The 13,668-nt window shown below is 61.9% G+C and carries 7 protein-coding genes; 2 read left to right on the top strand and 5 right to left on the bottom strand.

Annotated features, from left to right (window positions below):
• Positions 1 to 205 precede the first annotated feature (205 nt).
• Positions 206 to 577, bottom strand: a complete 372-nt coding sequence (locus AC1DM5_RS01625) for an Hpt domain-containing protein (protein WP_113325671.1) — start codon at positions 575 to 577, stop codon at positions 206 to 208.
• A 463-nt stretch (positions 578 to 1,040) separates the two neighbouring features.
• Here AC1DM5_RS01625 and AC1DM5_RS01620 point away from each other — a divergent pair, with 463 nt between their 5' ends.
• Together AC1DM5_RS01620 and AC1DM5_RS01615 are read left to right on the top strand one after the other, a co-directional pair.
• Complete coding sequence (locus tag AC1DM5_RS01620) at positions 1,041 to 8,003, top strand: apolipoprotein A-IV repeat region-like domain-containing protein (protein ID WP_477974488.1); 6,963 nt, start codon at positions 1,041 to 1,043, stop codon at positions 8,001 to 8,003.
• A 182-nt stretch (positions 8,004 to 8,185) separates the two neighbouring features.
• A complete protein-coding gene (locus AC1DM5_RS01615) occupies positions 8,186 to 9,052 on the top strand; it encodes a D-alanyl-D-alanine carboxypeptidase family protein (RefSeq protein ID WP_477819412.1) in 867 nt (288 codons plus the stop codon).
• A 528-nt stretch (positions 9,053 to 9,580) separates the two neighbouring features.
• Here the strand turns inward: AC1DM5_RS01615 and AC1DM5_RS01610 are convergent.
• From AC1DM5_RS01610 to AC1DM5_RS01595, 4 genes are read right to left on the bottom strand one after another with little or no spacing between them, the layout of a single operon-like run.
• Positions 9,581 to 10,195, bottom strand: a complete 615-nt coding sequence (locus AC1DM5_RS01610; RefSeq protein WP_477819411.1) for an ABC-type transport auxiliary lipoprotein family protein — start codon at positions 10,193 to 10,195, stop codon at positions 9,581 to 9,583.
• Between the two features lie 23 nt (positions 10,196 to 10,218).
• Entirely contained in the window at positions 10,219 to 11,589 is a 1,371-nt protein-coding gene (locus AC1DM5_RS01605) for an MCE family protein (RefSeq protein WP_477819410.1), read from the bottom strand.
• A 9-nt stretch (positions 11,590 to 11,598) separates the two neighbouring features.
• Positions 11,599 to 12,450, bottom strand: a complete 852-nt coding sequence (locus tag AC1DM5_RS01600; protein ID WP_477974486.1) for an ABC transporter ATP-binding protein — start codon at positions 12,448 to 12,450, stop codon at positions 11,599 to 11,601.
• 1 nt (position 12,451) lies between these two features.
• Complete coding sequence (locus tag AC1DM5_RS01595; protein ID WP_477974484.1) at positions 12,452 to 13,621, bottom strand: MlaE family lipid ABC transporter permease subunit; 1,170 nt, start codon at positions 13,619 to 13,621, stop codon at positions 12,452 to 12,454.
• Between the last annotated feature and the right edge of the window lie 47 nt (positions 13,622 to 13,668).

Genomic DNA, 13,668 nt, shown 5'->3' with positions numbered 1-13,668 from the left:
GGGTTGCGCCATTCTCTATGCGTCACGGGGGAAGTCGCAAAAAGACCCGCCGTTCCGCTATGGAACAGAAGGCCTACGGTATCGGCCCGAAAATCGAGATCGATTTTCGGAAAGCCTGATGCGTAGATTTAGAAAAAATTGAGCCTGTATGTGCATCAAAATGAACGCACATACAGGCTCAAGGTCAGCCCAAACCTGTCCTGCCTTATCCGCGGCAGAGTTTCAGAATGAAATTCTCGGCGTCGACGACGGCTGCACCCAACGCTGCCATGGCGGTCGCGTCGCCATTGTTCTCTTCGACGGCTTCCGCCGATTGCGAAACCCGGAAGGCACCGACGGAGCTTGCGGCTCCCTTCAGGCGGTGTGCCGCAGCACCCACCCTGGCAGACTCGCCGCTTGCAATGTCCTGCAGGCAGGCGCGCGCCTGGCGCGCAAACATCTGGAGAACTTCGATTTCCACCGTCTTGTCGCCCATCGTCTGGCGCGCAAGATGAACAAGGTCGATCGGCCTGATCTTGGAGGGCGAAGGCCCCGTGGAATTGTCAGGTGCTTCGAATGCGATACTCACTGCTGCCATTTGCCAATTCTCCCGTCTTATATCGTCCGCGCTTGCTACTGTTGTGCGGTCGGAGAATGGCGATCCCGTTAAATTCCGGCGCATTCGGGGCGAAAATCTAACCATATGGTTAACGTCCCTTAAATATCGCTAAAATATCGGCTTTTAGGCCGCTTCCAAAATTTAAAGGTGTTAACAACGGGTTAAGAGGGATGGAAACGCAAGGGTTCATTAATTGTGTAGGCAGCCCAGATGTGTCACTACGATACTGTTGAGGCGGGCTCATGCCGCGCGCCTTTGCCGACAGAGTGGATAATGGTAGTGTTTTGATACCTTTCGTTTGAAAAATCGGCTATCTACTCTGAAATGACATGCTTATCCGTCCGTCTTGGATGGAAGGCTGGCACGGCAAAGGTTCTTTCCGGGCAAAGGCGGTGGCCCGGATGCGCTGCCGGACTGGCCGGGAATTGCGAGGCATATCGGAATGGCGAATAACAAGTACAATGAATCGATCGAGGACAAGGCGTTCAAGGCATTGGACGAGGCGCTTCAGATCGATTTCGGCCAGGAGAACGTGCCGTCTCGCCGCGGCAACGCGCCCCATGCCCCGGAGGCTAATGTGACTGACCCATCCAATGCCCGTAATCAGTCCCAGGAAGAAGCACAGCGCCGCCGCGGCCGCTCTGGCCGTACAGGCGATCAGCAGGCGCCCCGGGCACCGGCCTTCGCCCCGGCCAATGATGCCAGCCGCAATTCTCCCGCTTCGCTTCTGAAGTCGCTGGAAAACGGCTCCAGCCGCCCTGCCCTGCGCACGGCCGCTCTCGTTTCCATCCTGTGGGTCATCATCGGCCTCGGGCTGATGTTCATGCTCTATGCGCCGCAGATCTCCCAGATCCGCTCGCTGACCGATCTTGCCGCCCTGCCGGGCGTGATTGCCGGCATTGTCGGCATCATCGTGCCGGTCATGATGTTCTATGCCTTTGCCATCATGATCTCGCGCGCCCAGGACATGCGCAACGCCGCCCGCTCCATGGCTGAAGTTGCGCTGCGCCTTTCCGAGCCGGAAACCATCGCTTCTGAACGCATCATGACGGTCGGCCAGGCCGTGCGCCGCGAAGTCTCTGCGATGAATGAAGGCATCGAGCGCACCATTGCGCGCGCCTCTGAACTCGAAACGCTCGTACATTCCGAAGTGAATGCGCTGGAGCGTTCCTATGCGGATAACGAACTGCGCGTGCGCGGCCTCGTCCACGAGCTCGGCTCCGAGCGCGAAGCGATCGTCAATCATGCCGACCGCATCCGCTCCTCGATCGCCGGCGTTCACGACCAGCTCAAGGAAGAACTGTCGCTTGCGACAGAAGAGATCGCCATCCGCCTTGCGACCTCGGGCGAAGCCTTCGCCACGCTGATCGATACGCGCGCCGCCGCAATCATGGAGAAGTCGGACAGCGCCATGCAGTCGCTTGGCACGCTGCTGGCCGCCAAGACCGACACGCTGCTCCATACGCTGACCGCCTCCGGTCTTGCGATTGGCAATGAATTCGACAACCGTCTCGATAGTCTGACGAACACGATCAACGAACATGGCGAGCGCCTGCTCACCCAGTTCGAGACGCGCGCCTCGACGATGGACGCGAGCACCGAGCGCCTGAATACGGCGCTGCAGGAGCGTACCCAGCAGCTCAATGAAATCCTGGTTTCCCGCACCCGCGAGATCAATCAGAGCCTGACATCAGGCGAACGCACGATCGGCGGCACGCTCGACGACGTGCTCTCCAGGCTTAATGCCGCACTCGACGAAAAGGGCGCCAGCTTCCGCCAGAGCCTGCAATCGACGGCCGACGATGCCGTCATGGATCTCGACGTGCGCTCCGGCTTCTTCGAGGAGCGCCTGCAGACGACTGTCGCCCAGCTTTCGACCGCCTTCGACGAACGCGTCGCCGAATTCACCGATGCCTTCGACAAGCGCTCCGGCTCGCTCGACACCAAGCTCATCGAAAGCCTCACCCGCATCAACGAAACGCTGTCGGGCAACGCGGATTCCATCGAAGGCATCCTCAATACCAATATCGATCGCCTCGGCACGTCCATGAGCGAGCAGTCGCTGGCGCTGGCGACCGCCTTTGCAACCGGCCAGGAAGTGCTGGATAGCACGCTTGCCGACCGTGCGGGGGAAATCACCTCGGCGCTATCGACCCGCACCGGCGAACTCGGCTCGGCGCTGAGCAACGCCACGTCGGAAATCTCGCTGGCGCTCGCAGCCGGCACCTCCGAACTGCAGAACAACCTCGCTGCCCGGGCAGCCGAATTCCGCGATACGCTGCAGACGACCACGACCGAACTCGCCACTGCCGTCGACAGCGGCACCGAAAGGGTCACAGGGGCATTCGGCGGTCGCGCCGAAGAGCTGAGCAGCGTTCTCGCCGCCCGCGCCGCTGAAATCACCGATGCGCTGAAGACTGCGCATACCGGCATCGACAGCGTGATGGCCGAACGCGGCGGAGCGCTGATCGGCGCACTTGCAGACCACCACGCCCGCTTCGACGAGGCGCTCACGAGCCGTTCCGAAGCCATCATCAATACTGTCTCTGGCACGCATGACCGTCTCGCCGAGACCCTCGACGAGAAGGCGATGGCGCTGGCGATCTCGCTGAACGAGACGCAGTCGCGCATCGAAGACACGCTCTCGACCCATTCGGAATCGCTCATCAATGCCGTTTCCGGCACCAATGACCGCCTCTCCGAGACGCTGAAGCAAAACCAGGCCCGCATCGAGGATACGTTCGCGGCCCGGTCCGAGTCCTTCCTCAATGCCATCTCCGGCACGCATGACCGCCTCTCCGATACGCTTGACGAAAAGGCGATGGCGCTTGCCATCTCGCTGAACGAAGGCCAGGCCCGTATCGAGGATACGCTTGCGACCCGCTCGGAGGCCATCATCGATGCCGTCTCCGGCACGCATGACCGCCTCTCCGATACGCTTGACGAAAAGGCGATGGCGCTTGCGATCTCGCTGAACGAAGGCCAGGCCCGCATCGACGATACGCTTGCCACCCGTTCGGAGGCACTGCTCAGCGCCGTTTCCAGCACGCATGACCGTCTCGCCGACACGCTCGATGAAAGGGCGATGGCACTCGGCATCTCGCTGAACGAAACGCAGTCGCGGATCGAAGACACGCTCTCGACCCATTCGGAAGCGTTGATCAACGCCGTCTCTGGCACGCATGACCGCCTCGCCGAAACGCTCGACGAGAAGGCCATGGCGCTCGGCATTTCGCTGAACGAGACGCAGTCGCGCATCGAGGATACGCTGTCGACCCATTCGGAAGCGTTGCTTAACGCCGTGTCAGGCACGCATGACCGCCTCTCCGAAACGCTCGACGAAAAGGCAATGGCCCTTGCCATCTCGCTGAACGAAAGCCAGAGCCGCCTGGAAGACACGCTGACGGCGGGCACTGATGCCTTCGTCCATGCTGCCACCGGCACGCATGACCGGATCGCCTCATCGCTCGGCGAAAGCCAGCTCCGCATCGAGGAAGCGCTCACCAGCCGCGCCGAATCCATCGTCAATGCCGTTACGAACAGCGCCGACCGCCTGTCCGATACGCTTGACGAAAAGACCATGGCGCTCGCCATTTCGCTTGACGACGGCCAGAGCCGCTTCGAATCCGCGCTCGAAAACCGCAGCAACTCCATTATGGACACCGTTGCCAATGCCGAAGAGCGTGTTGCCGGCGCCTTTGCCGACCGCACGGAAGCGATCCGCGCCGCCTATACGGATAATCAGGCACGTCTGGAAACCGCGCTTGCCGAGCACACCTCCACCCTGTCCGAAGCCCTCGATGCCGGCAGCGCCCGCATGGAAGGCATCATCGGCAGCATGACGGGCCGCATCGAGGATGGCCTTACCGACGCCCAGCAGCGTATGGCCGTCCTTGCCAACGATGCCGCAAGCAACGTCGAAGGTGGGCTCGCCGCCGCACATGACCGCATTCGCACCACGCTTGACGACCGCACCAATGCTATCACGCTGACGCTGACCGAGGCCCATAACCTCATCAACGACACGCTCTCCGAACAGGCGACCTCGATCGGCACGTCGGTTGCGACGAGCATCGGCATGCTCGAAATGTCGCTGGAAGATCGCGAGGCTGCGATCCGCACTGCGATCGATAAGAGTGCACAGTCGCTCGAGGATCGCATGCGCGAAGGTGCCGGCCAGATTGCCGGTCGCTTCCAGGAAGCCGCCAACACGATCTCGCGTTCGGCCGCCGATTTCTCCGGCCATCTCGACCACTCCGTCGACAACCTCACGGGCCGCTTCACTGAGACCGGCACCCGCGTCGAAGCCAGCCTTGCCGCCATCGAGGCCCGTATTGCCGATGGTGTCGGCGGCGTGGCCCACAAGGTTGATGCTGCAGGCAGCCATCTCTCCGGCCTTCTGGATGACAGTATCTCCCGTCTGGGTTCGATCGGCGACGACACAGCCCAGCGCATCGCCGCAACGCTCGGCAACAGCGCCGCAAACCTGACCCAGGCGCTCGACAGCCGCACTGCTAGCCTGACGGAAGCTTTCGACGGCCGCGCCGCCAGCCTGACCGATGCGCTGCATGCCGGCAGCGCCAACCTCACCCAGGCCCTCGACAACAGCAGTGCAAACCTCACGCATGCTCTCGAGAGCCATAGCGCCAATCTCACCCAGGCTCTGGACAGCCGCCGGGTACATCTTGCCGAAACGCTCGACAGCGGCAGTGCGAACATGGCCCAGTCGATCGACGGCCGGACCTCGGCCTTGAGCGACATGATGGATCGCGGCACTGCGCGCATCGAAGAGCGTCTCTCCACCATGGACCGCGCTCTGACCGTCGGTCTCGATGCCGTCAACCGCACGATCGAAGGTAAGGCAGCCGGTCTTGCTGCAAGCCTGCGCAACGCCGTTGCCGAAGCCGCCGAAGGCATGGATGGCGAAGCCACCAAGTCCTCGGAACTGCTGAGCCGCACCGGCCAACAGTTCGCCGAAGCCATGGACGAGCGCTCCTCGCAGATCGTCAACCGCGTCGCCGAGGCACAGAGCCGCCTCGCCGGCCAGGCTGCCGCCGTTGCCCAGACCTTCTCCGAGGCCGGCAACGTCATCGTCAACAAGGTGGCGGAAGCGGAGAACATCGTCAGCAGCCAGGTCAGCGCCATCAATCATGCGCTCGCCGATGCCGGCCAGACGCTGGAAGCGCATGGCAATTCGATCCGCTCGACGCTGACGGATGCCGGCAGCCAGATCACATCCAGCATGGCCGAGGTCGACCGTGCGCTGGAGGCCCGCAGCAGCATCATCCGCTCCAGCCTGGAGCAGCGTGCCCGCGAAATCGACACCACACTCACGGATATCGACAAGGCGCTGGAAGCACGCGGCAATTCGATCCGCACAACGCTCGACGAGCGCACCCGCGACTTGAACTCCATGCTTGCCGGCCGCTCCACCGAGCTGACGCGCATCCTGGATGAGACGGCACGGCCGATCATCGACCGCTACACCGACGCCGGCCAGGAAGCTGCAGCCCGCATCACCGCGGCAGCAAGCCTCAGCGCCGAGCGCCTGCGTGCGGAAAATGAAGCGCTCACCCAGGCCGTCGCCGCCCGGGCCGAAAATGTCGCCAATGCCGTCGCCGCTATCGAGAATAGCCTGACGAACAACGTCAACGGCCTTGTCCAGCGCCTGTCGGAAAGCAGCGCCGCCATGTCCATGATGATGACGCGCGCCGCCGATCAGCTGAGCGGCGTCGACAGCCGCCTCAGCGACACGACCACGCGCTTCACGGACTCTGCCGCCAAGGCTGCCGAAATGGTTTCCGCTTCGACCCGCCTTCTCGAAGGCAAGGTCGATCGCCTGTCGGATATTTCTGGCCAGACGCTCGCCCAGGTCGGCAGCATCATCGGCCGCTTCGACGACCATTCGAAGGTTCTCGGCCAGGCCTCGCAGCTTCTCGCTGCCGCCCAGTCCGGCCTCGTATCGACCCTGGAAGAGCGTGAGACCGCCCTGCAGACTTTGGCAACCGGCCTCGTGCAGCGTTCGGGTGAGATCGAAAAGACCATGCGCGGCCTCGGCGGCATGATCGAGATGGTCTTCGAACGTGCCGAGCAGCGTTCCAACCAGGTCACCGGCACATTGCGCCAGAGCGTGCAGGCCTCGTTTGCCGATATCGGACGCGTGCTTTCGGATACCGAGAAGCGTGCCGAGGAAGCAGCGTCCAACATGCGCGAAGCGATCAACCGCGCCGGCGAGGAAGCCAATGCCACGATCGACACCAGCTTTGCCAATGTCGAGCGCCGCTCCGGCGACCTCACCAACCGCCTGCGTGGCGGCCTGACGGCCTCGCTCTCGGACGTCGAGCGCATGCTCGGCGAAGCCGGCCGTGCTTCCGACAATGCAGCGCAGAACCTGCGTGAATCGCTCCGCGATGCGATCGACGACGCTGTCGGCCGCTTCTCGGGAGCAACGGAAGATATCCGCCGCTCCGCAACCGATATCCGCAGCGAACTCGACGCCACCCGCGCCGAGCTGAAGCGTGGCGCCTTCGACCTGCCGGAAGAAGCCAAGGAAAGCGCGTCCGCCATGCGCCGCGCCGTCGCCGAGCAGATCAAGGCCCTGCAGGATATCTCGCAGATCGTCGGCCGCTCCAGCCAGCGTCTGGAACTCTCCGAGCCCGTTGCCCGCACGCTTGCCCAAGCTGAGCCCGCTCAGCGTGTCACCCAGCCGGTGATCCCGACGGCGCCTGCCCCGCAGCCGGCCCCGACGGCACGCCAGTCGATCGAATCCATGGGCCTGCGCGGCACCATCGCCCCGACCCCGGCAGCAGCACCCGCTCCAGCTCCAGCTCCGCAGCGTCCGGTCGCTCAGGCTCCTCAGCCGGCTCCGGCCCCCGCTCCGGTCAGGCAGGAAGCTCCGCGCACGGAAGCCACCAGCGGCGGCTGGATCAGCGATCTCCTGCGCGGCGCCTCGCGTGAAGAGACCGAGGAAGCATTGCGTGCCGCTCCGGCCCGTCCGGCAGCGGAAGCCGCTCCGGCTCCTGCGCCCGCCCAGCGCGCCAATGACAGCCGCAACCCGCGCCATGTCGTTGAATCGCTGAATTCGCTCTCGGTCGATATCGCCCGCGCCATCGATCATGACGCCTCGGTCGACCTGTGGCGCCGCTACCAGCGCGGCGAGCGCGACGTTTTCACCCGCCGCCTCTACACGCTGAAGGGCCAGCAGACCTTCGACGAGATCAAGCGCAAATACGATCGCGAGCCGGAATTCCGCACCGCCGTCGACCGCTATATCGGCGACTTCGAAAAGCTGCTCGCCGACGTTGCCCGCACCGATCCGAACCGCACGGTCACGCAGTCCTACCTCACGTCGGATACTGGCAAGGTCTATACGATGCTTGCCCACGCGGCGGGCCGGTTGAACTGAGTTGTCGGTTGGAAGCCTGAGGTGGTGAGACAAAAGGGGTCATCTGTGGATGGCCCTTTTTTATTGCCCCGGCTCCTTCATTCCGTCACAAACATCCCTGATCCGCATGCACCGATGGGGCAGCCCCCCAATCAGACCATCATCAAGCTAATCGCTTGCCACGACAGAGACCGTAGACATTGATGACCAAGACGACCTCCCGGCTGATAGTCGCCGCCTTCTCGTCCGCATTTCTTCTGGGCGCGTTCATTCAGGCTGAAGCCGGCCAGGCAAGCTTCCTCGTGGACGTGCAGTCCGGCCAGGTTCTGGAAGCGTCCAACCAGGATGATCTGAACTATCCGGCATCGCTCACCAAGATGATGACGCTCTATCTCACCTTCCAGGCGCTGCATGACAAACGCCTGACCTGGGATCAGAAGATCACCATGTCGGAAAATGCCGAAAGCAAGGAGCCATTCAAGCTCGCCGTCGGCGCCGGCCGCAAGGTCACGGTCAAGGAGGCCGTCGAAGCCATCGTGGTGCTGTCGGCCAATGATGCGGCCGTGGCTCTTGCCGAACAGCTCGGCGGCTCCGAACAGGCCTTCGGTACGATCATGACGGACAAGGCCCGTCAGCTCGGCATGAAGAACACCGTCTTCAAGAACCCGTCGGGCCTGCCGGATCCGGAGCAGGTAACGACTGCGCGCGACATGGCCACACTCGGCGTTTCGCTGATGCGAGACTTCCCCGAAGAGTTCAAGCTCTTCTCGATGCGTGGCTTCCAGTTCCGCGGCATGAAGCTGCGCGGCCATAACAACCTCATGTACCGCTACAACGGCGTCGACGGCATCAAGACCGGCTTCACCGACGCATCGGGCTACAATGTCGTGACGTCGGCTGCCAAGGACGGCCGACGCGTTGTCGGCGTTGTCATGGGCGAAAAGACCGCCAGCCTGCGTGACGACAAGATGGCCGGCCTGCTCGACAGCTACCTCCCCTCCGCTTCGACCGCGACTGCATCGGCGACAGGCGGTAACCCGACGATGACGGACGCTCAGCCGACGAAGTGAGGTGATAGGAGGAAGCTGGTCGGTGGTTTTGCCGCTAGGATGTCACTGGGTCACTGCATTTGATTGCGGCGGGAAAGAAATCGCTGCTGGGCTTGTTCAATCTCGTTCTCTGGAATGCAGCGAGCCAACCAAGAGTAGTTGATCGCCCCACCGGAGAACGCAATCTTCCTAGATTCCACGCTACCTCTTCGTACCGTCCATTGAAGAAGCGAACCTGGCCAGAAATTCCGTTTTTGACAGCCAAATCGTACGCATTCGAATGCGATAGATTTCGAAACCGGTGTGCAGCTAAATCCCAACGCGCGTAGCCTCGCAGCCATAGCGACCTCGTTTCCGTTCACTTCGGTTGCGAGTTGTTGGACAAAGGCTTGATACTGATCGACAGCGAGAGGCAGAGGAGCGGACGTATTGCCACGAGAACCCTGAGCTTGCGCACCGCTCCAGCATTCAAAAAATAGTAACGACGCAAGCGCGAAGCGGAACGTTGTTTTCAATTGCGATCGGCCGAACACAACACTATCTCGCAGCTCAGATCGACGTCAGCGTCCAGCCAACAATCTGGTCGGTGACCGACGTAAAGGCGCGGCCTAGCCCCTTGACGAAACTCACGTTGTCGCCGCCGGCCGGAGCAGTGGCCCGGAAGACCTGCTGGGCCCGCACTGTGCCGTTTCGATCGTTGAGGATCTTGGCGGAAATCTCCACCACAGCCTTGTTGCCAGACGCTGCGTCGATCTCGAAGGAGCGGATATCGGTCACGACCTGATAGTCGATCGCCAGTCCCTGCCCCGGCTTTCCGACGCCGCCGAGCTTGCCGGAATTCTCGAAGGCCTGGACGAGCTTCGATTGCACCATCCGCGGCAGCGTATCGCTCCACTGAGAGCGTGACAGATACTGAATTTCCGAGGGCGAAACGCGGATGACGATCTGGTCGCTGTTCAGCGCCTTCAATGCCGTCGGATCGGCAATCAGGATCTGCTTGCTCTTGGCCGACGGACCGGTGCCATCGACCGTGGCTGCCGAGAGATCATAGGTGTCGTTTTTCGCCGCCGTCCCGCAGCCTGTAAGAAGCGCTGCCGTCAGCGGCAAAATAATCGCCGTTCCTCGGATCCAGGAACGGCGCGACATCACATGCGATAGACCCATATTACGCTACCCCTGACCTCTGTTTAGCGCCGCGTGCGCCCGTCATATTGCTTGACCGTCGGCCCGCCGAAGATGATCCGCTGCGGGTTCTGGTCGAAATTGCTGATGGCATTGTTGAGGTTGTTCGCCGTGCCGCGCAGCTCGTTGACCAGCGTCTGCACGTCACTCAGGCCACTGCCCGAGAACCGCTGCAGATTGTCGGCGATCGGCCCGATGCGCGTATTGACGTTGTCGGCGACCTTCTTGAAGGATTCGAGCGTCGCGCGCGCCTCGGTGAACAGCGAATTCGTATTGTCTGAGCCGAGCAGCGCATCGACCTTGATGAGGATGCCGTCGACGCGCGTCGAAGCCGAGTTCAGCTTGTTCGCCATCTGCTGGACGTCCTGGATTGTCTGGTCGATATCCTTGCGGCGGTCCGCCACGGTGTTGGAGACATCGCGGATCGACGCGACGGCGGCGCGCGCATCCTTCGTCGCCTGGGCGATATCGTCGACCGAACCCTTGACCTTGTTGGCGTCGATGGCAGCGACCAGCGTACCGACGCGATCGAGCGTCACCTGCGCCTTCTTCCCGAACTCGTTGTAGGTCGTCACCGTCTGGTCGACTTTGGCGACCAGACCCTTAAGATCACTCGAGGCATCGGCCACGTCGCGGCTGACCTTCTCGGCATTGGTCAGGATCGTGTTGATCTTCTGCGCATCGACGGCCTTTACCAGATCCTCGACAGCCGCAAGCGTCGAGTCCACCCGGCCCGAGACGTTGCGCACTGTATTGGAGAGATCGCCGACACTTTGCAGGAAGCTGTCGATATTGCCGGAGTTCTTGGCGAGCGCATCCGAGAAGGTTTCTGCATTCTGCAGGGTCTTGGTCAGCGGTCCGCGCGCATCGCGCACGAAGCCCTGCACGTCGCCGACGGCGTCATTGGCGCGGTCGAGGATCTTGTCGGCCGTGGCGAGCAGGTTGGTGACGCTCGACTGGTCGGCGATGATGACGGCGCGTTTGCCGCTTTCCAGCGCCTGCTGGAGAATGTTCTTGTCTTCCTTGCGGCCACCGGAAAGCTCGATATAGGCAGCACCCGTCAGGCCCTGGATTTCAAGGGCCGCCTTGGTGGACGGATAGATCGGCGCATCCGAGCGCACTTCGGTAAAGGCCAGCGAATATTGCGGATCGTCGGCATCGATGGAGAGCGACTGCACCGAGCCGACCTGGATGCCGTTGAATCTAACAGGCGAACCGACGCTCAAACCGTTGGCGGAGCCTGGAATGCGCACGATCAGCTCGGCCATCGGCCCGCTGCGGCCATATTCGGCCATCCAGTAGACGAAGCCGAATGCGGCTGCGATCACCAGAACGGTGAAAAAACCGACGATCGTGTAATTGGCTTTGGTTTCCATCGTCTCCGGTCACTTCCCGCTGTCATGCTGCGCCCGGGCCGCCGGCGCGTCGTCCTGCGGCACGATCGAACGCGCGCGCTTGCCCTTGAAGTAGGCCTGAACCCACGGATCGTCGTAGGCCAGCATGTCGTCGATCGTTCCTTCCACCATTACCCGCTTCTTTCCAAGCACGGCAATACGGTCGCAGACCGAAAACAGGCTGTCGAGGTCGTGGGTCACCATATAGACGGTTAACCCCAGGCTATCGCGCAGATTGGCGATCAGCTCGTCGAATTCCGCAGCACCAATGGGATCGAGGCCCGATGTCGGCTCGTCGAGGAAGACGAGTTCGGGATCGAGCGCCAGTGCGCGGGCGAGTGCTGCACGCTTGATCATGCCGCCCGATAGCTCCGATGGATATTTGTCGGCCGCATCGGCTGCGAGCCCCACCATGCGGATCTTCAGATGCGCCAGCTCATCCATCAGCGAAGCAGGCAGATCGAGATATTCGCGCATCGGCACCTGGATATTCTCCTTCACGGTCAGTGAGGAGAAGAGCGCGCCCTGCTGAAAAAGAACGCCGAGACGCATATCGAGTGCATTGCGCTCCGGCTCGTCCAGCTCGTCGAAATCCTGCCCGAGAATCTTGATGGTGCCGGAACGGCGCGGCAGCAGGCGAAGCACGGTGCGCATCAGCACCGATTTGCCGGTGCCCGAAGCGCCGACGAAGCCGAGGATCTCACCGCGATAGATATCGAGATTGAGCTTGTCGAGCACGACCTTGGGGCCGAAAGCGACTGTGACGTCGCGCGCCGACAGCACGACATCCCGATTGCCGTTTTTGYTCGTTTCGATCGGTTGCTGATCCACGTCGTCCGCCATGTCAGAAATCGATCGCTGCATAGAACATCGCAAAAAGCCCGTCCATCAGGATGACGACGAAAATCGCCTTCACGACGGCGGCCGTCACATGCTGGCCGAGCGATTCGGCACTGCCGCCGACCTTCAGGCCCTCGACAGCTGCGACGATGCCGATGACGAGCGCCATGAACGGCGCCTTGATCATGCCGGCCAGTATGGTCGAAAGCGTTACGGCCTCATGCAGGCGCGACAGGAAGGTTGCGAATGTAATGCCCGAATAAAGATAGGCGACGGCAGCGGCACCGGCCAGCGACGCAAAGTTGGCAATCACGGTCAGAAGCGGCAGCGCAACGGTCAGCGCCACCAGCCGCGGGAAGATCAGCACGCCGATCGGGTTGAGGCCCATCACCTTCAGCGCGTCGACCTCTTCACGCATCTTCATCGAGCCGATCTCGGCGGTGATCGCGCTGCCCGATCGGCCGGCGATCATGATGGCGGTCAGAAGCACGCCGATTTCTCGAAGCTGCAGGATGCCGACGAGGTCGACGACGAAGATTTCCGCACCGAAATAACGAAGCTGGAAGGCGCCCTGCTGCGCGATGATCGCGCCGATCAGGAAGGACATCAGCAGAATGATCGGAACGGCGCGCACGCCCATATGGTCGATCTGGTTGACGATCGAGGCCGGCGAAACGCCGCTGCCACGGCCGAATTTCATCTGCGCGCCGCGCACCGCCGAGCCGAGGATATACATGGAGGCTGCGACATTGTCCCAGACATCGAGGGTCATCCGCCCGATCGGTGCGAGGATGCCCTCGGCGATCGAGAGCTTCTCCTTCTGTTCAGGCTCCTGCTTTTCAGGCTCCTTGGAGAAGGTGGCGATCAGCTCGTCGATATGCTCGTTCGTGCCCTCGAAATGAACCGTTCGCCCTGCCTCTTCCTGCTGTTTCTTTAGCCGGCAAAGTAACCAGATGCCGGCCGTGTCGATATCGGTGACATCGGAAAGATCGAGCGTCAGGTCGCCGCTATTGTTGCGCGACAGTTTCTCGAAATCCTGCAGGACGAGATGGATGTTGGCGCTGCGCCAATTGCCTTCAAGATGCACAAGCTGGCCCGAGCCCCCGGCTCGGTCGTCTACATGCAGCGAGGCGGCGTTGCGTTTCTCGGACTTCAAAATACTTGTGTCTTTCAATGCTTGCAGCGACAGTCCCGACTCGCGAACATATATTCGCCGCCCGG

Source organism: Rhizobium sp. 01T437, from assembly GCF_056398505.1.
Note: the sequence above shows the minus strand (reverse complement) of the source record. Positions and strands in the feature narration are given on the sequence as shown.

Excerpts from the sequence above, each read along its gene's own strand:
- AC1DM5_RS01625 (WP_113325671.1), bottom strand. The coding sequence starts at position 577 with ATGGCAGCAGTGAGTATCGCATTCGAAGCACCTGACAATTCCACGGGG.
- AC1DM5_RS01620 (WP_477974488.1), top strand. The coding sequence starts at position 1,041 with ATGGCGAATAACAAGTACAATGAATCGATCGAGGACAAGGCGTTCAAG.
- AC1DM5_RS01615 (WP_477819412.1), top strand. The coding sequence starts at position 8,186 with ATGACCAAGACGACCTCCCGGCTGATAGTCGCCGCCTTCTCGTCCGCA.
- AC1DM5_RS01610 (WP_477819411.1), bottom strand. The coding sequence starts at position 10,195 with ATGGGTCTATCGCATGTGATGTCGCGCCGTTCCTGGATCCGAGGAACG.
- AC1DM5_RS01605 (WP_477819410.1), bottom strand. The coding sequence starts at position 11,589 with ATGGAAACCAAAGCCAATTACACGATCGTCGGTTTTTTCACCGTTCTG.